Below are 19,946 nucleotides of genomic sequence, written 5' to 3'. Positions count from 1 at the left end.
TGGTCAGCTGTCAGTGCGCCGGGACACTCTCCGGCGTCGTCGTGAGGGACACGTGGACACGCTGCATGAGGCGGACGCTAACAGCGGGCGGCGGGCCGCCGCACCCGGTTTTCGGCCCCGGCGGGGCCGCGGGCGGTGCTCACCCGGACGGCTCGCCTCGCTGGTGGGGGGCCCGTCCCGGTGGTGCCGTAGGAGCACGTCCGCCCGTGGACGGCCCGGCTCCCCCAGGAGGCATCCCGATGACCCGTGCCCCGGCCACCGCCCGCACCCTCCTCGCCTCCGCCCTGTCGGTGACCGCCCTGCTGATCACGGCGGCGTGCGTCGGCTACGACCGGGACGTCCCGCGCGCGCTGCCCCAGGGCGTGTCCGAGCCCCCGGCCGAACCGTCGCCCACGCCGTCGGCGCCGACCCCGTCCGTCGTGACCGGCACCGAACGGACCACCCCCGTGCTGAGCGAGGACCAGCTGAAGGCGGCGCTGATCACCGAGGCGGACCTCGGCCCGCCGTGGACGGCCGGCCAGGGCGCGGCGCTGTGGCGCGACGGCCTGCTCAAGGCGACCACGGACGACGCCGACTGCGGCCGCCTGCTGGAAACCCTCTACACGGAGGAGCCGTTCGGTGCCGCGGCGGGTCCCAGCGCCTCGGTGACGCTGGACGACACCGAGGACGACACGCAACTGCGCGAGCAGATCGGCCCCCACCGGCCGGCCGACGTCGAGCGCGAACTGGCCTGGCTCGCCACGCTCCCGGAGAAGTGCGGGAGCTTCCGGGCGACGACCGTCCGGTCCGGCACGCAGACCGTCGAGGTGACGGAGCTGCCCCTGCCGGACCAGGCCGGTGACGCCCGGGCCGCCCTGCGGATGACGATGACGGGCAAGACCCCGGACGGCGCCCCGACCCGCCTCACGGTGGACCTCGCGGCGATCCGTGTCGGCGAGGACACGATCACCCTCACCAACGGCGGACTCGGCCCGGTGCGGCCCGAGGTCACCCAGGCGATGGCCCAACTGGGCGCGGACCGGCTGGCGGAGGTCGCACGGCAGGGGCGGCTGCGGGTCTGACGCGGGCGGCCGACGCGGCCGTGGGCCTCCGTCAGCTGTCGGTGCGAGGGATCAACTCATGCGGTCCACAGCCTGCTTGGCCTCGACCAGGTCCGCTCCCGTGGCCTCGCGGTACAGCTTGATCGCCTGCACCTGCTTGCCGTCACGCACGAGGGCGAGGATCTCGTCCTGGCGCGGCACCTCCTCGTCCAGGCCCAAGTGCCGCATGACCTGGTCGAGTTTGCGCTCCACGCGGGCGACACGGCGGTCGGACCGGGACTGGCGGGTCTGGATCGAGGCCACGCCGAGGATGACGACGCAGGTGAGAAAGAGAATGGCTGTGTCCATGACCAGCCAGCCTAGGCGGTGGGGGCCGGCCGGTTTCCGGGAGGTTCAAGCCGCGTCGAAACGGCGCCGGTGGGAGACGACGTCGACGGCCGCCTCCAGGACCGTGACACCCTGGGCGAAGGCGTCACCACGCAGCCGGGCCAGGGCCTCGTCGGCGCCGACGCCGAGCTGGGCCATGATCATGCCGACCGCCTGGTGCACCCGGTCGTGGTCGCCGGCCAGCCCGCTGAGCCAGCCCTCGCCGGCCTCCCGGGCGTCGTGCGGCAGGTCCGTCAGCGCGACCGTCATCACCCCGGCCACCAGCAGCGCCACGTGCAGCTGGGGCGCGCTGAGGACGCCAGGGGTGCCGCGGTAGAGGTCGAGGGTGCCGACGCAGACGGCGGTGGAGCCGAGGGGCAGCGCGTACACGGCGCGCACCCCCGTACCGAGCGCCTGCTGCGCGAAGACCGGCCAGCGGTCGGCGCAGTCGTCGTCGGCCAGGTCGCGGGCGAGGACGGGGGCGCCGGTCTTCAGGACGTGGTGGCAGGGGCCGTCGCCCAGGGTGGCCTGCAACTGGGCCAGGCGCGCGGCACGCGCGCCGGACGCGGCGAGCTGGAGCGGCATGCTGTCGCCGCGCAGCGACACGGACGCGCCGTCCACCGGGAGCAGGTCGACGGCGACCGCGCACAGCCGTGCGGGCACCTGCGCGGGCTCGGCGCCGCGCAGTTCCGCGGCGATGGCGCCGACCGCCCGCTCGTACCCCCCGGTACCTGCACCCCGGTCCTGCCCACCCCCCGGGTCGTCCCCGGGCCGCACGCCGCACCGCCTCCCCTCACCTGCCGAAACGCATCCCGACTACCCGGCCCGAAGCCCCCGAAACTCACCACGTCCCGACCCGCCGGGGTCGCCGCGGGTCCGGGCCCCTGGCCCGGAGCGGCGAGGCCCTGATCCTGCTCCCACGGCAGCTCCGGGTCCGGCTCAGACCGGAGGTTGGGCCGGGGCCGGGCCCAGGGTGGTGGTGCCGGGGGCCGTGCGGTGGCCGAGGCCGGTGCGGTAGGCGTCCAGGGCCGCCTCCACACGGCCCGTCCGGCGCAGCAGGTCGCCCAGGAGGCGGCACAGGTCGGCCAGGTCGCCCGCCGCGCCCGCGCGTTCCAGCAGGCTGAGCGCGCGGACGTAGTGCTCCTCGGCCTGCTCGGTGTCCCGGGTGTCCTCGGCGATGATGCCGAGCAGCCGGTGCGCGGCCGCCGCGTGCACCGCGCCCCGCTCGGGGGACAGCCCGCCGAGCACGTCCCGCAGCAGGCCGGACGCCTCCTCGGACCGCCCGCGCCGGTGCAGCACGTCGGCCAGCTCGACGGTGAGCTGGCTGCTGTACAGGACAGCGCGGGTCGCCGACAGCATGCGCAGCGCCTCCCGCATCTCGCCCTCGGCCTGTTCCAGGTCGCCGTTCTGCGCGTACACGTACCCGCGCATCCAGTGGCAGTTGGCCAGCTCGGTGCGCAGCTGCAGCCCCCGGTACAGCTCCGCCGCCTTGGCCAGCGAGGCGTCCGCCTCCGCGAGGCGCCCCTCGGCGAGGAGGGTGCGGGCCACCGACCGGTGCATGCGCGCCACCAGCGCCGGGTCGCCGGACTGCGGGGCGAGCGTCAGCGCGAACTCGGCGGCCTGCGCGGCACGCGCGTGCGCGCCCATGTCCATGTACGGCCCGATGACGCTGGCGTACAGCAGGAGCAGCGCGTCCGGGTCGTGCAGTCCGCCCCGGTTCAGCTCGTCGATCGCGGTCTCCAGCAGGTAGACCGCGTACCTCAGCTCCCCCGCGAGGTAGTGCGCGACGGCACGGCCGCGCAGCGCCGGCACCCGTGTGGGCAGCGGCGCCTCGGCGAGCCGTTCCTCGGCCTGCTCGAAGTACCCCCGTCCCGCCTCCAGTTCGCCGGTGTCCAGCGCGCACTCGCCGAGCCCGAGCAGCGCGGCGGCCTGTTCCTCGGGCAGCCCCTGGGCGTCCGCCTCCGCCAGCAGCGCCGTGTACTGCTCCACCGCGGCCTCCGCCTCACCGAGCGCGAGCGAGCGCTGTGCCTCGGTCAGCCGCAGGCGTAGCTCGGTCACCCGCCGCGCCGAGCGCCCCGTCGCCAGTTCGTCGAACTCGACTTCCAGCCGTTCCGCGAGATGCCGCAGCGCGTCGTCCGAGGGGCGCACCCGGCCGGCCTCCAGAGTGGAGATGTAGGCGGGGGTGTACACCGGCTCGGCCAGCTGTTTCTGTGTCAGTCCGCGTGCCACGCGCAACCGCTGCACCCGCCGTCCGATGGTGCCCGGCTCGTCCCGCTCCCCCATGCCAACTCCCCCAGTGCCCCTTGCCGTTCGCCTCGGACAGCCCCTAGGTTAAACCGCGAATTAAATCCGCTTAACCCGTCGCTGTTGCGAGGTCGCCGTGCTGGACCGCACACGCCCCACCGAGCGCTACGCCCGAGGCCTCGTCGCGGCTCTCGCCGCGGTCGCGGCGCTGGTCCTGGCGGCGAACGTGGGACCGGCCAAGGCCGTCGGCCAGGAGCCCGACCAGGTCACCACCGCGCCGGTGAAGGCGGCCGAACGCTGAGGTCTTCCGTCCGGACCAGGCCGGGCTCGCGGCGGACGGGCCCTAACCGGGCAGGGCCCTGCGCAGCGCCTCGTCCAGCCGCCGCGCCAGCTCCTCGTCACCGGGCGGGCCGTCGCCGAAGAGCGGACCGAGCTCCGTGATGAACGTCTGGGTGAACGCGCCGTACAGCGGCGTCCTCGGCCGGTGCACGGCCTCGCTCAGGGCGTCCCTCAGCATCTCGTCGGCGAAACCGGGACGGCCGCCGTCCCGGCGCGGCGCCCCGTCGGCGCCCTCCCCCGTCGGCGACGGCGAGGGCGCGGCGGAGACCGCCGGAGGACAGCGCACCAGGCCGTCGTACGCGGAGTCCCGCGTCGCCGCGAACCCGGCCTCCAGCAGACAGCGTTCGCTCTCCCGCCCGGTGAGGTACCGGATCAGCTCGGTCGCCTTGCCCGAGCGCTGCGACGCCCGGGACACCGCCAGGTTCTGCCCGCCGAGCACCGCCCGCCCTGGCAGCCGGGCCACCCCGAGCTCGTCCTCGAAGACCTGATACAGCGTCGGGTAGGCGGAGGGCCAGGCCCGCAGGAAGACCGTGCGCCCCTTGACGAAGTCGCTGGTCGCCGCGGCCTCGTCGGAGCCGGCCGCGTCCGGCAGCGTGTACGCCGGCTCGGTGCGGCGGCGCAGCTCCGCCACCCCCCGGGTCAGCTCCTCCACGTCCCCCGCGTAGCGGCCCTTCCCGTCCACCAGCTCCAGGCCGGGCACCGCCGACGCGAACGCCTCCACCGCGTTGACCGTCCGCCCCTCGTACGCCGCGAGCTGAGTGGTCCAGCCCTTCGCGAAGGCACCCGGAAGCTTCGCGTGCAGGGTCTCGACGTGCCCGCGCAGCCGGTCCCAGGTGAACCCCTCGGGCACGTACGGCTCCTCCACACCGGCCCGGCGCATGAGGTCGCGCCGGTAGTAGAGCAGGCCGACGTCGCTGTTGAACGGCACCGCGTAGACCTTCCCGTCCCAGCGGGCCGTCTCGGCGACCGACGCGATGACGTCCTCGTCCACGACGTCGTCCGGCAGCGCCCGCACCAGGCCGGCCTCGGCGAACTCCGGCACCCAGGTCACGTCAAGGTTCACCACGTCGTACCGGGCGCTGCGGGACTGCAGGGCGCCCAGCAGCTGGCTGCGCTGCTCGTCGGCGCTGCCCGGCAGCTCCACCAGCCGGGCCCGGTACTGCGAACCGGTCCGCTGCTCGCGCCGGTTCCAGGCGTCGATGAGCTGCTGCCGCACGCCGTTCGTGCCGGTGACGTCCCGGCCGCTGGCCACCACGATGGTGCCGGGCACCTCCTCGGTGACGGCCGCGTCGGGCGGCCGTTCCCCGTCCCCACCGCCGGTGCAGGCGGCCAGGAGCAGCAGCAGCGCGGGCAGCACGGCGAACCGTCGCAGCAGCGCCGGCGGCGCGGCGAACCGTCGCGGCATCAGCCCTCCCCCGTGCCCGTGCGGGCGATCTCGTCGTGCAGGGCGGCGCCGACGTCGTCCCCCGCGTCCAGACAGCGCCCGCCGCCGGCGTCGGCGATCCGGCGGTCCGGCCGGCCCGGGTCGCAGCCCCCGTCGCCGAGGACCGCCACCGTCACCGGGACGCCGCCCGCCCCGGCCCGGTCCAGCACCTCGGTCAGCCGGCCGCCGCTCAGCCGCTCGCCGTGCTCGCCGTCGGTGATGTGCACGATCAGCTGGGGCCGCCCGTCGCTCCCCCGGCGCTCCATCTCGTCGAACGCCGCGAGCAGCGCCGCGTGCGGGTCGGCGGCGGCGTCCCGCACCCGCGCCCGCGTGTCGACGGCGCGCTGCGCGTCGGGTGTCCGGTGGGTGCCGAACCCGAGCAGCGTCTCGTACGGGCCGTCGCCGGTGTCCGCCACCGCCCAGACGCCGTACTCGTCCGCCGTGCCCAGCCCGCCCAGCGACTGGCGCAGCAGCCCCGGGCCGCCGCTCGGCCCTTGCCACAGGTCGGCCATCGAACCGGAGCTGTCCAGCAGGAACAGCACCCGGCCCGGCCCGCCGTACGCCTGGTAGTCGCGCAGCGCCCGGTCCATCGCGTCCCGGCCCGCCGACTCGTCGAGCGGCGCGGGCGCGTACATCATGCCCAGGTCGGAGGCGCCGTCCGGGTACAGCAGCTCCCGGGTGTCGGCGGAGCGGAAGCCGTACCGGGCGAACACCGCGCGTCCGCCCGCGCCGGACAGCCAGGTGTGGAAGGCGGCCACCGAGGCGTCCCGGTCCGCCTCGTCGCGGTCTCCGCCGCTCCAGCGCACCCGCACGAACACCGGCTCCACCCCGGGCACGTCGTCCGGGTACTGGGCCATCCGCCGGTTGCGCGTGGTGCTGTCGCAGCCGACGCCGCTGCGCATCAGGAACTCCGGGACCAGGGCGGCGGTGCGGTCGTCCACGGCGTCGTCGTCGGGCAGCGCGCACAGCAGTTCGCCGGCCGTGGGCGAGGGCGGGCCGTCCTGGTCCAGCAGGCGTTCCACGCGGCCGACGGCACGTCCCTCGGCGCCGTACAGGCCGACCGTGGCGAGCAGGCCGGAGTCGGTGAACTCGGGGTCCGGTCGGCGCACGGCCGCGTCCGGGGCGCGCGCGGTCAGGTCCCGGACCATCTCGGTCAGGCTCAGCGCGGTGCGCCCCTCCAGGGAGTCGACGGCGATCTCCTGCGGCACGGCGAGCACGACGGGGGAGTAGGCGAGGGGCGACGCCTCCCGCTCCAGGACGGCGACGGCGTCCGTGTCCTGCTCGTCCAGCACCCGGTCGACGTCGGCGCGGGAGGCGGGGATCCACACGTCGGGCTGCGGGCCGACGTCCCGCTGCGGGTTCACGTCGTCGTCCCGGGGCTCCTGCCAGTCGCCCGTGTGCCCCCGCAGCGCACCGACCACGTCGGAGGACCCGGCGCTGTAGACGGTCACGCCGGTGCGCCGGCAGCCGGCGTCGGTGGTGTTCCCGTCCGAGGTGAGATAGGCGTCGGCGGCGGCGCGCACCGTCGGCTCCAGGTCCGGGTCGGTGAGCACCCGCAGTTCCAGGGGCGGGGCGCAGTGGGTGCCGTCGCCGCCGGCCAGGCCCGGCGGACCGTACAGGACGAACCCGAGGAGGCCGAGGGCGAGCAGCACGGGCAGCGCGAACCGGAGCACGGGCCGGCGTGACGGCGGCGGCTCTTCCGGGCCCGGCCGTTCCCGGGACTCCGCGCGGGGCCGGCGCCACACGGCGAGGACGGCCGGCAGCCCGGCGCGCGGGGGCCGCGGGGAGCGGTCCGGCCCGGCGGGGCCCTGATCGGGCCGAACGGGGCCGGGCAGCAAGGGGTCGGGCACGACGGGGTCGGGAAGCGGGGCGCCCCGGGGCTCCTCGCCCTTGCCGAGCCGCACCTTCAGGCCCGGGTCGGCGCGCAGCTGCGGCTCCCAGCGGTCCTCGCGCAGGGTGCGGTGGCCGCGCTCGGCCATCCGCCGCCTCAGCGCGGCGAGAAGGGCCGGCAGTCCGATGCCGCCGCCCTCGCCCAGCAGGGCGGCCAGCTCGGCGGTGAACGGCGTCGGCGTGCGCCGGTCACCCGCGTCGATACGGTGGTTGGCCTGCACGCTCATCAGCACCGCGACGCGCCGCTTGTCCTCGAAGTGCTCCCACACCCGGGCGGCGTTGCCCGCGAAACAGCAGTCCAGGATCACCACGATCCGGGTCGCCGCGCTGGTGGCCAGCACCGTCGCCATCAGGTCGGAGAACTTCTCCGCCCCGGAGAACACCGTGTGCTCACCGGCGATCACCCGGGCGTCCCGCATCTGGAGGTACAGCTCGTCGCCCCCGCTGGGGATCGCCCCGTGCCCCGCGAAGTAGACCAGCAGCAGCCCGCGGGCCTCCTTGGCGGCCCGCTGCAGCACCCGCCCCGTGTCGGCCAGGTACGGCGACGGCAGCGTCCTGATGTCCTGCTCGGCGAACACCCGCCCGCGCACCAGCGCCTCGCGCAGCGCGGTCAGGTTGTGCCGGACCGCCGGCAGGTCGCTGGGCACTCCGTCCGGCGGCTCCGTGAAGTCGTACTCGGACACCCCGATCAGCAGCGCCCGGTCGATCGACTCCCCCGCGTCCTGAGGCTGCACCGGTCTACCTGTCGTCGCGGTTCACCGGTTCGACTCTGCCCTGCGGCGGTTCGCCGTTCTCGACCCGGCGCCGATTGGCCTGCCAGGCCAGCACACCCCGCTTGACCTGCTCCAGCAGCTCCTGGAAGACCACCGTGGCACCCGCCGACGTGACGGCGATGACGATCTCCGTGCTCGTCCCCATCGGGGTGCCGGACCGGTCGGCGGCGGGACCCACGTCGGTGGCGGGCCGCACGCGCATCCGCACCCGCCCGTCCCCCAGCAGGTCGTCGAGCGGTCTCTCCCGCTCCAGCCAGTTGCGCAGCGCCGAGATGTCGCCCTCGGTCGCCGTCCCGTCCAGCCGTATGCAGATGTCCTGGTCGGCCACTCCATCCCCGTCAGCCATAACTCACCATCATGGCACCGCTGTTGCTCCCTGGGGAGGGTCCGTACGCAGCTGCCCGGCCGGCACCCCGCCGCTCGTCCGCACCGCGCGCAACCGGCGCCGTACGTGCTCCGCGGCCCCGTCCCGGCGCCCCGGCACCCGGCCGCGCAGCTCCACCAGCGTCAGCCCCAGCTCACGCACCCGCACCGGGTCGTCGACCAGACCCCACTGATGGTGCGCCCGGTCCACGGCCGCCTCGACGGCGGGCGCGTCGGCCGGCTGCCCGGCGGCCAGGCGGGTCCCCGCCAGCGCCATCCACGCCTGACAACTGCGCACCGCGTCCCCCGCCAGCATCGCCAGGTCCGCCCGGACCTCGGTCCAGTGCAGCGCCTCCTCGGACACCGGCCCGTGCGCGAACCCCGCCGCCTGCTCCAGCCGCGCGGCCAGCGCGTCCGCCTCGGCGTGCCGTCCGGCGCGCACGGCCTCGGTGACGGCGGCGTGCGGGTCGCCCGGCAGCGGACCGCGCTGCGCCAGCACCAGGTCGGTGCCCGCGCTCTCCGCCGCGATCCGGGCCAGGGCCTGCTGGTGCAGGTCCTCCGCCGCCGGCCGCCGCCCGCTGCGCAACACCGTCGCCAGCGCCTTCATGTACGACGGCGCCACCACCCCGCGCCGGGACGGCGGCGGTGCGATGCGACCGTAAACGGCGGCGTCCCGCCCGCAGTCCAGCAGGAACGGCCGGCCCGGCGCGGGCGGCGCGCACAGCGCCTGCCAGGTGTCCGCGTCCGCGTGCAGGTCGAGGAACAGGGTCGTCGCACCGGCCGGGCGCAGCCGCAGCTCGTCCCGGAACCAGTGCCAGGGCAGCGCCGTATAACGCACGGTGGCCGGGGTCGTGCGGGCCAGCGCCAGGTGCGGCAGCCGCTGCCGGCGGTCCAGCCGCAGCTCGCCCGCGGCGTACACGGTGAGCGGGCCGGGCGCGGCGGCGGCCGCCCGCAGCCGGGTCAGCACGGCCTGCGGCTCCAGCGGGTCGGCGAGTTCCACGACGTTCGCGGTGTCCGTGCCGGACAGCACGGCGGGCGGTACCGCCGCGAGCACGGGGAGCACGGACGCCGCGTCCACCAGCCGTCCACGGCCGAGCGGCGAGGCCGCCAGCAGCAGCACGGTTCCGGGCATGGTCCCCTCCCCCTGTCGATCACCCACGGCAGCACCGTAACCGCTGCGGCTGCAAACGGGGGCGTCACAGCGGTGAACGTCCCCCTTCGCGACGTTCGACCCCGGCCGTGGGGTCCACCTCCGTGGGGAGCACGGTGGCACCCGCCGGGCGTCCGGCCCGCGTCACCTGGGTACGGCGTATCGCGAACACGGTGGTGTCGTCGGTCAGGTGCCCCCGGCAGTGCCGCACCGTCCCGTCCCGGACGAGCATCACCAGCAGCGCCGGGGCGGTGAGCCGCGGGTCGGCGGCCACGGAGCGCCGTACGTCGTCGGCGACCGCGTAGAAGTGCCCGTTGCCGTCGCGCGCCTCGGTCACCCCGTCGGTCACCAGCAGCAGCGTCTCGTCGGCGCCCACGTGCATCCGGCACACCACCGGCGGCCCCGGCGCGAGGTCGCGGTAGCCGAGCGGGAGCCCCCCGACCGTCGGCAGGTGGCGCACGCCCGACGGCCCCACGGCCAGCGGCGGCTCGTGACCGAAGACGACGGCGTCCACGACGTCGGTCCGGTCCGTGGGGAAGCCGAGCAGCACGGCGGTGGCGAACCGGTCGCCGTCGGCCCGGCCGAGCGCGGTGGTGTACGCGCGGTGCCGCACCATCCGCGCCTCCAGCCGGTCGGCGACCGCCGCCAAATCCGTCTCGTGGAAACCGGCCTCCCGGAACGTGCCGAGCAGCACCGACGCCGTCTCGACCGCGCCCAGCCCCTTGCCCTGCACGTCCCCGACGAACACCCGGGTGCCGTGCGGGCCGGGCTGGATGTCGTAGAAGTCGCCGCCGACCCGGGCCTGGGCGTCGGCGGTGAGGTACACCCCGGCGTGCTCCAGGCCGCCCCAGCCGGGCGGCAGCGGCCGCAGCACGGTCCGCCGCACCGTGTCCGTCACGTCCCGCATGTGCAGGGCGCGCCGCTCACCGCGCACCCGCACCCCGCACGCCAGCGTGGCGAGGGCACCGCCCAGGGCGACCAGGATGAAGTCGGGCAGCCCGGCCTGGAACTGGTGCGGCCAGGCGTTGTCGACCACGGTGTACGTGCCCATGGACAGCGCCGCGAACAGGGCCGTGCCCCACACCCCGCAGAGCGCGGCGGCGATGCCCGGCACCAGCACGATCCAGGAGATGATCCGGAACTCTCCGGTCGTGTTGTAGTCGGCCACCGCGATGGCGACGAGCAGCAGCAGCGGCGGCAGCCAGGCGACACTGCGCCCCCGCACGCGCAGCATCTGCTGCCGTTGCACGACATCGGCCCGGCCGGCCGCCGGGTACCGGTCGGGCAGGGCGTGTCCTGTGCTGGCCGGACTCACGGCCCCAGCGAAACACGCGGCCGTGCCGCCCGCATCCCCTCCGGCCGGGCCCGCCCCGCACGGCCGAGTTGCCGCCCGGGCGCGGCAGGTGTGCCCTGGTGGGACGGGGGTGGAGAGAGGAGTGCTCCCATGGCGCATGCGGCGCCCCGCACCCGGGGCATGATCGAACAGGCCCGCACCACCGACGTCTCCACCGACGTCTTCGACGCCCGCACCCACCGGACGGCCCGGGTGGTCCTGCCCGTCCTCACGGCGCTCGTCTACGGCTTCTGGGCCGCGGCCAACCGGCGCTACGGCGGACCCATCACCAGCTGGAACCTGCTGTTCGGCTTCCTCACCGCGCTGGTCTTCGCCGCGCTGTTCATCACCCTGCTCACCGTGGGCCCGAAACTGCGGCGCGGAGTGCACGCGCTGGCCTGGGCGGCCTTCGCGGGCTGCGCGGTCGGCTTCCTGTTCAGCCAGTCCAACGGCAGCATCTACCGCTCGGTCGCGGTGGGCGTGGGCATCACGGCCGGCGTCTTCCTGATCATGTTCTACCGCTACTACACCCGCGAAGACGCAGAAGGCCACCGCCTCGAATAACCCCACGGCTCCCCTGACCGGGGCCTGATCCGCCCCGCAACCAGGGCCAGCACCTAAGGGCCGCGAGGAACTACGCGACGAGCCCTCACCGGCCCGCACCCACCCCCACAGGGGCGCGGGAAACTGCGCGCCCAACCCCCACAGCGCCGCACCCACCCACGATCCGCCCCAACCCCCACAGAGGCGCGGGGAACTGCGCAGACAGCCCCCACAGCGCCGCAGCCACCCACGCACCAAACCCAAGCCCCCCGTTCGGGGGCACCCCACTCGCGCACACGCCCCCACGGCACTTGCCTGGAACCGTGGCCGAAGGCACCCCTCACCCCACCCGCAACGCCCTCGGAGCGGCGCTGCTGGCCCTCGCCTGCCTCCTCACCCCCTGCGCCGTCCTGGCCACCTGGGCCGCCCACGACCTCGCCGACACCACCCGCTACGTCCGCACCGTCGCCCCCCTCGCCACCGACCCGCACGTGCGTGACGCGGTCGCCGACGCCGTGGGCGACCAGGTCGTACGCGAGCTGGACGCACGCACCACGGACGGCGCCGCCCCCCTCGGCCCCTTCGTCCGCGACGCCCTCCACTCCTTCACCCGTACGGACGCATTCCGCACGGCGTGGGAGGCCGGCAACCGGGCCGTGCACGACGCGCTCCTGCACGCCCTGCGCGACGACACGTCCGCCCACGCCCCGGTGACGGTCGACCTCGCGCCCGTCACCGCACAGGTGAAACAGCGGCTCGAGGCCGACCGCATGCCCTACGCGCACCGCATCCCCGTCCAGCACACCCAGGTCCCGGTGGTGCCGGCCGACGAGGTGGCCGGGCTCCGCAGGGGCTACCGGCTGCTGGAGGCCGCCGCCCTCTGGCTCCCCCTCACGGCCGTCACCCTCGCCGTCACCGGCGTCGCGCTCGCCGCGTCCCGCCGCCGTGTCCTCACCGCCGCCGGCCTGGGCACCGCGCTGGGCGGCGCACTGCTCGCCCTGGCGGTCGCCGCCGGCCGCCGCCTGACCCTGGCCGACCTGCCGGACGCCGTCCACCGCCCGGCGGCCGCCGCGGTCTACGACGCCCTGACCGCCACCCTGCGCACGGCGTCCTGGCTGCTCCTCGCCGTGGGCGCGGCGGGGGCCCTGCTCACCTGGCTGAGCGGCGTACCCGCCCGCCGCCGCGACCGCCTCCGCACGGCCGGCGCCCCGGACCCCGCAGCCGCCCCGGCCCCGACCGGCGCCCGCACCTGACCCGCCTTCCCGACCCGCTGGTTCCGGCAACCCGCCGCCCCGCCCCCTCGTCCTTGAGGGAGGATCCGGGCATCGCGCCCGCGACCGGAAAGCGGCAACGGTGAAGACTGCGACGGCGGGCCCGACCGTCACCGAAGACGCGTGGGAAGAGGGACGGAAAACCCGGGGACTGCGGCGTCCCGCCGCCTGGTGCGCGGCGCTGCTCTTCACCGGGGTGAGCGTGGTCGTCGGCTGCCGGGTGGCCGACACCGACGGCGTCACCCCCGTGCCCCAACTGCTCGCCTTCCTGCCCTGGCTGCTGGTCCCGACCGCCGCCGGACTGCTGTTCACCCTGCGGTCCCGCTGGCGGGCCGGCGCCGTGTGGGGTGTCGCCCTGCTGGGACTGCTGGCCTGGTACATCGAGCCGTACGGCAGGACGGAGGACCCGGCGGGACCGCCCCTCGCGCACCTGCGCGTGCTGACCTCGAACCTGGAGTACGGCCGGGCCACCGGCCCCCTCGTCGACGCCGTGCGGCGGGAGAAGCCTGACCTCGTCTTCGTCCAGGAGTGTGACCGCCGCTGCGACGCCGTCCTGGGACGGGACCTCGCCGCCGCCTACCCGCACCGCAGCGCCGTGGCGGGCGACGGCTCCGAGGGTTCGGTCATCCTCGGCCGCCTCCCGCTCCGGCCCACCGCCGGCGTCCCCGGCACCCTGGGCATGCCCGGCGCCACCGCCGACGTCGCCGGCCGCACCGTACGGCTGCAACTGGCGCATCCCATGCCGCCGCTGCCCGGCCAGGTGCCGCTGTGGCAGCGGGAGCTGGGCCGGCTGCGGGACGCGGCCGCCGCCGCGCCGGACGTCCCGACCGTGCTCGCCGGTGACTTCAACGCCTCGCAGGACCACGCGGCCTTCCGGCGCGTCCTCGACACCGGGCTGCGCGACGCGGCCCGCCTCGACGGCGCGGACCGCACCCCGACCTGGCCGGCCCGCACCGCCCCGGCGTTCGGCGCGCAGATCGACCACGTCCTCGTCTCCGAGGAGTTCGCCGCGGACCGCGCCCGCTTCCTCGACCTGGGCGACACCGACCACCGTGCGCTCGTCGTCGACCTCACCCTGCACGCGGGCCGCTGAACGGCGGTGCGGGCCGCCCTCGTCGAGGACGGCCCGCACCGGACGGGACACACACCGGTCAGCGCGCGGACTTCTCCAGCGCCTTCTCCGCCTGGTCCAGCGCGGCCGCGAATCCGTTCGCCCACAGCTGGTCCACCCGGGACCGCTCGGCGGAGTTCGGGGTGGCGTTGGTGCAGGACGGGCCGGGGCCGCCACCGGACATCAACTCGCTGCACGGACCGGAGTAGTTGTCCGGCAGACCCAGCACGTGACCGGTCTCGTGCGTGGTGACCCGCGTCGAGTCGTAGGTCCGGTTCTGGGCGTAGTCGAGGAAAACGTAGCCCCGGCCGTGACCGTCGGTGGAGGCGTACGAGCCACGCGAGTCGTTGCCCTCGCGGTACGAGAAGTCCGCGCCCGACGTGCCCGACTGGAGTCTCACGTTGGAGACCGAGCTGTTCCAGATCTGGGCGCTGCGGGCTATCTGCGTGGCGAAGGTGGGCGCCTGGGAGGCGTTGTAGACGACGGTGACGGCGGCGGCGCCGGTGGGGTCGGCGGCCCGCTTCTCGGCCACCGACTTCAGCACGGCCTCGAAGAACGCGCGGTTGGCCGCGGCCTCCTCGGACGAACCGTCGTACGCGGCGTACGAACCGGTGGGGGCGACGGGCGCGGGAGTGGCGCCGGCCGGGGCGGCACCGAGGCCGAGGGCGGTCAGGCTCAGACCGGCCGCGCTCAGCACGGACAGGGGCATGCGCAGGCGCATCGATGACTCCTTGGGTGGGGGATGAGTCATGTGTCACCGGTGAGTTTCCGCGCCCGTGCGGCGGCTGTGATGATGGCAACCGGTGATAGGACCGGGCTATCGCCGCTCCCCGGCCATGTGTCGCAGCGCACCCCGTCCATGTGTCACCGACGCCCGACTACGTCGGAACAGGCGGGTTTTGGGCGTCTGGTGAAAGCTGAACTTCCCGCTTACGCTCCCGGGGCATGGAGCTTGAGGTCCGGCACCTCAGGGCGCTGTGCGCGATCGCCGACACCGGCAGTCTGCACCGAGCCGCACGCCAGCTCGGCGTGGCCCAGCCCTCGTTGAGCACGCAACTGCGGCGCATCGAACAGGAGCTGGGCGGTGCCCTGTTCGTCCGTGCGCGCACCGGCTGCCGTCCCACCCCACTGGGCCGGCTGGTACTCAGCCGCGCCCGCCCGCTCGTCACCGAGCTGCGCTCCCTGGTGACCGAGGCCCGCGCCGCCGCCGTCGGCGGCCGGCAGCTGCGCATCGGCTCCACCGCCAGCCGGGCTCTGGCCGGCTGGCTGCGGCGGCTGCGCCGGCACTGGCAGGAACCCACCCTGCACATGGACGTCTCCGCCAACGCCCTGCTGCGCATGGTCGCCGACGGGCAACTCGACGTCGCGTTCGTGCACGAGGTCGAGGGCTGCCCGCTGCGCGTCCCGGAGAACCTGCGCACCCGGGTCCTCATCGCCCGCGAGCCGCAGTTCGTCTCCCTGCCCGCCGACCACCCGGCCGCCGCCCGCCCGGTCGTCCACCTCTCCGAGCTGGCCCACGACCGCTGGATGATCGACCCCGCGGTCGACGGCGAGTGGGACGCCGTACGCCGGATGCTGGGCGGGGCCGGGATCGACCCGCCCGTGCTGCACGGCGACTACCACACCGCCGCGTCGCTGGTCGCGATCGGCGAGGTCGTCACCGTCTGCCAGCCGACGTCGCCCTCCCGCCCCGAGACGGCGGTCCGCCGGATCGACGGCGACCCGCTGGGCGTACGGCTGCTGCTGGCGGCACGTACGGAGACGGAGCTGGAAGGCGTCTACCCGCACCTGGCGGAGGCGTACCGGGAGGTGGCGCGGCAGGCACCGGCCTACCGGGAGTGGCTGGAGGAGCTGGTGCTCTGAGGCCCGCACGGGCCCCGCCCCTGCTCCCGCTCCCGCTACCGCTCCCGGTACACCGTCCGTCCCCGGCCGTCAGACGCCGATGTCCCGTCCGTCCGCGCGCCACACCGCGACCACCGCCGGACGGACGTACGTGCCGGGACCGTCGGGCCAGGTGCTGGCGGGCCGCTCCACGGTCGCCCCGTCCACCTCGCCCGGATGCTGCACCGCGACCAGCACCCGCCGGTCCTGGACGAGCGGCCCGCAGGTCTCGGCGCCCGTGGGCACGGTCAGGAACTGCTTCAGCTCACCGCGCCGCTCCCCGCGCGTGGCGACACCGAAGAGGCCGTCGTGGGAGCCGAGGGCGCTGCCGTCGGTGGAGATCCACAGGTTGCCGTGGGCGTCGAAGGCGACGTTGTCCGGGCAGGAGATCGGGCTGACGGCGTCCTTGGGGAACCCGGCGAAGTACGTCGCCGGGTCCTCCGGGTCGCCCGCGACCAGGAACAGCGACCAGGCGAAGCGGGTGCTCTCCGGCCGGTTGAAGCGCTCCGTGAGCTCCAGGACGTGGCCGTGCTTGTTGGCGTGGCGCGGGTTGGCCTCGTCGGCCTTGGGGTTGGCGCCGGTCCCGCGGTTGGAGTTGTTGGTGAGCGCGACGTACACCTTGCCGGTGACGGGGTTGGGCTCGATGTCCTCGGGCCGGTCCATCTTGGTGGCGCCCACCTTGTCACCGGCCAGGCGCGTGAAGACGAAGACCTCCTCGGCGGTCATGCCCTCCACGTGCGAGACGGCGCCGCGGGCGGTCGCGGTGGCCAGCGGGATCCACTCCCCGCTGCCGTCGAACTCGCCGTCCCTGGGCAGCTTCCCCGTACCGTCGATCTCGAAGGCGGGCGAGTCACCGGTCAGCCGGGCGACGTACAGCGTGCCCTCGTCGAGCAGGGTGAGGTTGTGCGCGCGGGCCGCGCGGCTGTCGCCGTGCCGCATCCGCTTGCTGCTCACGAACTTGTAGAAGTAGTCGAACCGCTCGTCGTCGCCGGAGTAGACGACCGGACGCCCGTCGTGCGTCAGCCGCACGGTCGCCGCCTCGTGCTTGAACCGGCCGAGCGCGGTGTGCTTGCGGGGCGCGGAGTCGGGGTCGTACGGGTCCAGTTCGACGACGTAGCCGAAGCGGTGCGCCTCGTTCGGCTCCTGGGCGAGGTCGAACCGCTTGTCGAACCGCTCCCACTTGCGCTCGGTGGCGCCGGTGCCGATCCCGTACCGCTTGTCGGTGGCGCTGCTGCCGTTGGCGAAGTACTGGTTGAAGTTCTCCTCACCGTGCAGGGTGGTGCCCCACGGGGTGGTGCCGCCGGAGCAGTTGTTGAGCGTGCCGCGTACCCGGGTGCCGCTCGGGTCGGCGGACGTCTTCACCAGGTCGGAGCCGGCGACGGGCCCGGTGAGCCGGAACTCGGAGGTGGCGGTCAGCCGCCGGTTCAGGTGGTGCCGTCCGACGGCCGTCAGCCTGCCGCTTCCGCGGTCCTCCTCCACGGCGACGACGGCGAGACCGTGCGCGGCCCAGGCGATCTCCACCTGCTCGCGCGTCGGGTTCTGCGGGTCGTAGTCCCGGAACATGAGGATCTCGTCGGTGTACTCGTGGTTGGCGACGAGCAACTGCCGGTGGCGCTCGCCCTTCAGGGGCAGCAGCGCGAGGAAGTCGCAGTTGTACCCGAACTGTCCCGCCTGCGCGCGGGCGCTCTGCCGCTCGGGGTCGAAGGCGGGCGCGCCGCGCAGGATGGGCTCGCCCCAGCGGATGACGACGTTCTGCCGGTAGCCCTCGGGCACGGTGACGGCGTCACGGGTGTTGGGCGCGACGGGCGTGAACCGCAGGCCCCGGGCGCCCTTGGGCGGGCGGTGGCCCTTCGCGGCACCGGCCGCCGTGGCCGCCTCCGCCCTGGCCTCGGGAGCGGTGGCGACACCGGCCGCCCCGGCACCGGCCGCGGCGACGGTCACGACGGCGGCGGCACGCATCACCGACCGGCGGCTGAGGGCCCCGGCGACGACGTCACCGACGTACGCGTTGGCGCTGGTGTTGGGCACCTCGTGGAAGCAGGCGTCACCACACCGGAAACGACAGGTCAGGGCGGACCGGCCGCCCGGGTGCGAACGGGACGGCGTTCCGATCAACGGCAGCAGCTTTCGCACGTGTTCTCTCCTTGGCGAGCCCGAGGTGTCAGCGCGACCGTAGGAGCGCACGGGTGCGGCGACCGGGCGCCGGGATGAACGACGGGTGAAGCTGCGGTGGCATCACAGGCGGTGCGTGCGAGCGGGCCGGGCGGCCGGGTGGTCGTCCACAGGCCGGATCGCGCCCTTGACATATACGATCTCGCACATCCCACCCTGCCCAAGATCACCCACAAGGGCCGCTAACCTTACGTGTCCGCCCTGGCCAGGGTTTGACGGGCATCAACTCACGCGAAGGGTTGCGCACATGGGCATTCTCACTCTCCTGCGGAACGCGTTCGGACGGTCACGGAAAGCGAGGCCCACCGAAGCGGAGGGTGCGGCGCCGGCCGCCGAGGCGACGGAAACGGCCGCCCCGACCACGCCCGAACCGTCCCCGGAACCCACGATCCCGTCCCCGTCCCCCGAGCCGACACCGGCCACCCCGACGGTCCCGGAACAGCGCGAACGCGACGAACACGACCTCGTGAGCGCCGCCTTCGACAAGATCACGGTCCCCCGCCCGACCCCGTCGTCGGACCCGGAGCCGGAGCCGGCGGCAGCGGCAGCGGCCGACCCGGCCCCGGAGGGGTCGACGGCTCCCGAGCCGAAGCCGGAGCAGAAGGCCGAGGCGGCCCCGAAGCCGGAGGCGAAGACCGACCCGGCTTCGGAACCGGAGGCGAAGACCGACCCGGCCCCGTCACCGGAAACGAAGGCCGCCCCGGAGCCCGAGACGAAGGCTGCCGCCCCGGAACCGGAGTCCGAGGCGAAGGCCGCCCCGAGGGCCGAGGCGGAAGCAACCCCCGCCGCCCCCGAGCCTGGGACGGAAACCGAGCCCGAAGCCGAGCCCGCGCCCAAGCCTGAAGCCAAGACGGAGCCGAAGGCCGACGCCAAGGCAGAGGCCAAGGCAGAGGCAGAGGCCAAGGCCGAGCCCGAGGCCAAGGCAGAGGCCGAGCCCGAGGCCAAGGCCAAGGCAGAGCCGAAGGCAAAGGCAGATGCCGAGCCCGAGCCTGAGGCACAGCCCGAAACGAAGGCCGCCGCCGAACCGGAGGCCAAGGCCGAGCCTGAAGCCCCGGCAGCTGCCGAGGCGGGGCCTGAGGCCGCGGCCGAGGCTGCCGCGGAGCCGGAGGCCGAGGCCGCCCCGGCGGCCGAGGAGCCGACGCCCGAGGCAGCCCCCGTGCCCAAGGCCGAAGCGGCGGCAGCCGCGCCCGCGGACGCCGACGGCGAACAGCCCCCGCAGGGGCCACCCGCACCCGACAACGAGACCCGCACGGGTGGTGCGGGTGGGAACGAAAGCCCGGCCGAAGGCGAAGCCGAGGCCGAGGCGACCCCCAACCCCCCCCCCCCCCCCCCCCCCCCCCAACACCACCCTCACCACCGCCTACAAGGCAGCCGGCACCGTCCTCACGAAGAACGACCTCACCGGCGCCCGCGCCAAGATCCACCTCGTGCTCGACCGCTCCGCCTCCATGCGCCCGTACTACAAGGACGGCTCCGCCCAGGCCCTCGCCGAGCAGACCCTCGCCCTCGCCGCGCACCTCGACACCGAGGCCACGCTGCACGTGACGTTCTTCTCCACCGAGCTGGACGGCACCGGCGAGCTCACCCTCACCGAGTACGAGAACAAGATCGACGACCTGCACGCAGGGCTCGGCCGCATGGGCCGTACCAGCTACCACGCTGCCGTCGAGGCGGTCCTCGAACAGCACGCCAAGGAGCCCGCCGGCACCCCCGCCCTGGTGGTCTTCCAGACGGACGGCGCCCCCGACGCCAAGACCCCGGCCACCAAGGCCCTCACCGAGGCCGCGAAGAACCACCCCAACGTGTTCTTCTCCTTCGTCGCCTTCGGCGAGCACGACAACAAGGCCTTCGACTACCTCCGCAAGCTCAAGACGGAGAACACGTCGTTCTTCCATGCGGGCCCCACCCCCCGCGAGCTCACGGACAAGGAGCTCTACGAGGGCGTCCTGGCGTCCTGGCGCCCGTAGGACTTTCCGCCCTCACGCACCCTCGGGGGGTGGACGGAGCCCCGTCCACCCCCCGAAACGCGTGTGAGTCGATCTCGTCG

17 protein-coding genes are annotated in these 19,946 nt (G+C 74.9%); 7 read left to right on the top strand and 10 right to left on the bottom strand.

Annotation, left to right across the window (positions count from 1 at the left end; all coding sequences use genetic code 11):
- The first annotated feature begins 239 nt into the window (after positions 1-239).
- Positions 240-1,061 (top strand): hypothetical protein, encoded by an 822-nt coding sequence (locus B100_RS0120855; RefSeq protein WP_024886359.1) that lies wholly within the window; start codon positions 240-242, stop codon positions 1,059-1,061.
- 51 nt (positions 1,062-1,112) lie between these two features.
- Here B100_RS0120855 and B100_RS0120850 read toward each other — a convergent pair whose 3' ends face one another.
- The 3 genes from B100_RS0120850 to B100_RS0120840 form a co-directional block, all read right to left on the bottom strand.
- On the bottom strand, positions 1,113-1,388 hold the full coding sequence (locus tag B100_RS0120850) for a hypothetical protein (RefSeq protein ID WP_024886358.1): 276 nt from the start codon (positions 1,386-1,388) through the stop codon (positions 1,113-1,115).
- A 45-nt stretch (positions 1,389-1,433) separates the two neighbouring features.
- A complete protein-coding gene (locus tag B100_RS0120845) occupies positions 1,434-2,183 on the bottom strand; it encodes a GAF and ANTAR domain-containing protein (protein ID WP_024886357.1) in 750 nt (249 codons plus the stop codon).
- A gap of 162 nt (positions 2,184-2,345) precedes the next feature.
- Positions 2,346-3,689 carry a helix-turn-helix domain-containing protein gene (locus B100_RS0120840; RefSeq protein WP_024886356.1) on the bottom strand — a complete coding sequence of 448 codons (1,344 nt, stop codon included), beginning with the start codon at positions 3,687-3,689 and terminating at the stop codon, positions 2,346-2,348.
- Between the two features lie 97 nt (positions 3,690-3,786).
- Here B100_RS0120840 and B100_RS37260 point away from each other — a divergent pair, with 97 nt between their 5' ends.
- Positions 3,787-3,951, top strand: a complete 165-nt coding sequence (locus B100_RS37260) for a hypothetical protein (RefSeq protein WP_199785269.1) — start codon at positions 3,787-3,789, stop codon at positions 3,949-3,951.
- A gap of 42 nt (positions 3,952-3,993) precedes the next feature.
- Here the strand turns inward: B100_RS37260 and B100_RS0120830 are convergent, their stop codons facing one another.
- From B100_RS0120830 to B100_RS0120810, 5 genes are all read right to left on the bottom strand, one after another.
- The gene (locus tag B100_RS0120830) at positions 3,994-5,394 is read right to left on the bottom strand and encodes an extracellular solute-binding protein (RefSeq protein ID WP_024886355.1); all 1,401 of its coding nucleotides are present in this window, start codon (positions 5,392-5,394) and stop codon (positions 3,994-3,996) included.
- Entirely contained in the window at positions 5,394-8,036 is a 2,643-nt protein-coding gene (locus B100_RS0120825) for a vWA domain-containing protein (protein WP_486585665.1), read from the bottom strand. The genes B100_RS0120830 and B100_RS0120825 overlap by 1 nt, the downstream gene beginning before the upstream one ends.
- A gap of 4 nt (positions 8,037-8,040) precedes the next feature.
- A complete protein-coding gene (locus B100_RS0120820; RefSeq protein WP_037723158.1) occupies positions 8,041-8,421 on the bottom strand; it encodes a hypothetical protein in 381 nt (126 codons plus the stop codon).
- Positions 8,422-8,430: 9 nt separating this feature from the next.
- Positions 8,431-9,570, bottom strand: a complete 1,140-nt coding sequence (locus tag B100_RS0120815; protein WP_024886352.1) for a hypothetical protein — start codon at positions 9,568-9,570, stop codon at positions 8,431-8,433.
- A gap of 64 nt (positions 9,571-9,634) precedes the next feature.
- Entirely contained in the window at positions 9,635-10,903 is a 1,269-nt protein-coding gene (locus tag B100_RS0120810) for a PP2C family protein-serine/threonine phosphatase (protein WP_024886351.1), read from the bottom strand.
- Positions 10,904-11,032: 129 nt separating this feature from the next.
- On the opposite strand from B100_RS0120810, the gene B100_RS0120805 reads away from it, so the two are divergent.
- The 3 genes from B100_RS0120805 to B100_RS0120795 all read left to right on the top strand — a co-directional run bounded on the left by B100_RS0120805 (position 11,033) and on the right by B100_RS0120795 (position 13,828).
- The gene (locus tag B100_RS0120805; protein WP_024886350.1) at positions 11,033-11,485 is read left to right on the top strand and encodes a hypothetical protein; all 453 of its coding nucleotides are present in this window, start codon (positions 11,033-11,035) and stop codon (positions 11,483-11,485) included.
- Between the two features lie 302 nt (positions 11,486-11,787).
- The gene (locus B100_RS0120800; protein WP_024886349.1) at positions 11,788-12,717 is read left to right on the top strand and encodes a hypothetical protein; all 930 of its coding nucleotides are present in this window, start codon (positions 11,788-11,790) and stop codon (positions 12,715-12,717) included.
- Between the two features lie 100 nt (positions 12,718-12,817).
- Entirely contained in the window at positions 12,818-13,828 is a 1,011-nt protein-coding gene (locus B100_RS0120795) for an endonuclease/exonuclease/phosphatase family protein (protein WP_024886348.1), read from the top strand.
- 58 nt (positions 13,829-13,886) lie between these two features.
- Here B100_RS0120795 and snpA read toward each other — a convergent pair whose 3' ends face one another.
- Positions 13,887-14,567: a snapalysin gene (gene snpA, locus B100_RS0120790; RefSeq protein ID WP_024886347.1), complete on the bottom strand. Its 681-nt coding sequence runs from the start codon at positions 14,565-14,567 to the stop codon at positions 13,887-13,889.
- A gap of 224 nt (positions 14,568-14,791) precedes the next feature.
- Here snpA and B100_RS0120785 point away from each other — a divergent pair, with 224 nt between their 5' ends.
- A complete protein-coding gene (locus tag B100_RS0120785) occupies positions 14,792-15,709 on the top strand; it encodes a LysR family transcriptional regulator (RefSeq protein WP_024886346.1) in 918 nt (305 codons plus the stop codon).
- Between the two features lie 69 nt (positions 15,710-15,778).
- On the opposite strand, the gene B100_RS0120780 is transcribed toward B100_RS0120785, so the two are convergent.
- Positions 15,779-17,860 (bottom strand): PhoX family protein, encoded by a 2,082-nt coding sequence (locus B100_RS0120780; protein ID WP_024886345.1) that lies wholly within the window; start codon positions 17,858-17,860, stop codon positions 15,779-15,781.
- A gap of 1,466 nt (positions 17,861-19,326) precedes the next feature.
- Here B100_RS0120780 and B100_RS37655 point away from each other — a divergent pair.
- Positions 19,327-19,866 (top strand): VWA domain-containing protein, encoded by a 540-nt coding sequence (locus B100_RS37655; RefSeq protein ID WP_231157970.1) that lies wholly within the window; start codon positions 19,327-19,329, stop codon positions 19,864-19,866.
- Positions 19,867-19,946 lie beyond the last annotated feature (80 nt).

This window comes from Streptomyces sp. CNH189, from assembly GCF_000527195.1.
The sequence above is the reverse complement of the archived record's forward strand: the minus strand, read 5'-3'. Positions and strand labels throughout refer to the sequence as shown.

Bases quoted from the DNA above. Each gene is read 5' to 3' on its own strand.
- B100_RS0120855 (WP_024886359.1), top strand. From the start codon at position 240: ATGACCCGTGCCCCGGCCACCGCCCGCACCCTCCTCGCCTCCGCCCTG.
- B100_RS0120850 (WP_024886358.1), bottom strand. From the start codon at position 1,388: ATGGACACAGCCATTCTCTTTCTCACCTGCGTCGTCATCCTCGGCGTG.
- B100_RS0120840 (WP_024886356.1), bottom strand. From the start codon at position 3,689: ATGGGGGAGCGGGACGAGCCGGGCACCATCGGACGGCGGGTGCAGCGG.
- B100_RS0120830 (WP_024886355.1), bottom strand. From the start codon at position 5,394: ATGCCGCGACGGTTCGCCGCGCCGCCGGCGCTGCTGCGACGGTTCGCC.
- B100_RS0120820 (WP_037723158.1), bottom strand. From the start codon at position 8,421: ATGGCTGACGGGGATGGAGTGGCCGACCAGGACATCTGCATACGGCTG.
- B100_RS0120815 (WP_024886352.1), bottom strand. From the start codon at position 9,570: ATGCCCGGAACCGTGCTGCTGCTGGCGGCCTCGCCGCTCGGCCGTGGA.
- B100_RS0120805 (WP_024886350.1), top strand. From the start codon at position 11,033: ATGGCGCATGCGGCGCCCCGCACCCGGGGCATGATCGAACAGGCCCGC.
- snpA (WP_024886347.1), bottom strand. From the start codon at position 14,567: ATGCGCCTGCGCATGCCCCTGTCCGTGCTGAGCGCGGCCGGTCTGAGC.
- B100_RS0120785 (WP_024886346.1), top strand. From the start codon at position 14,792: ATGGAGCTTGAGGTCCGGCACCTCAGGGCGCTGTGCGCGATCGCCGAC.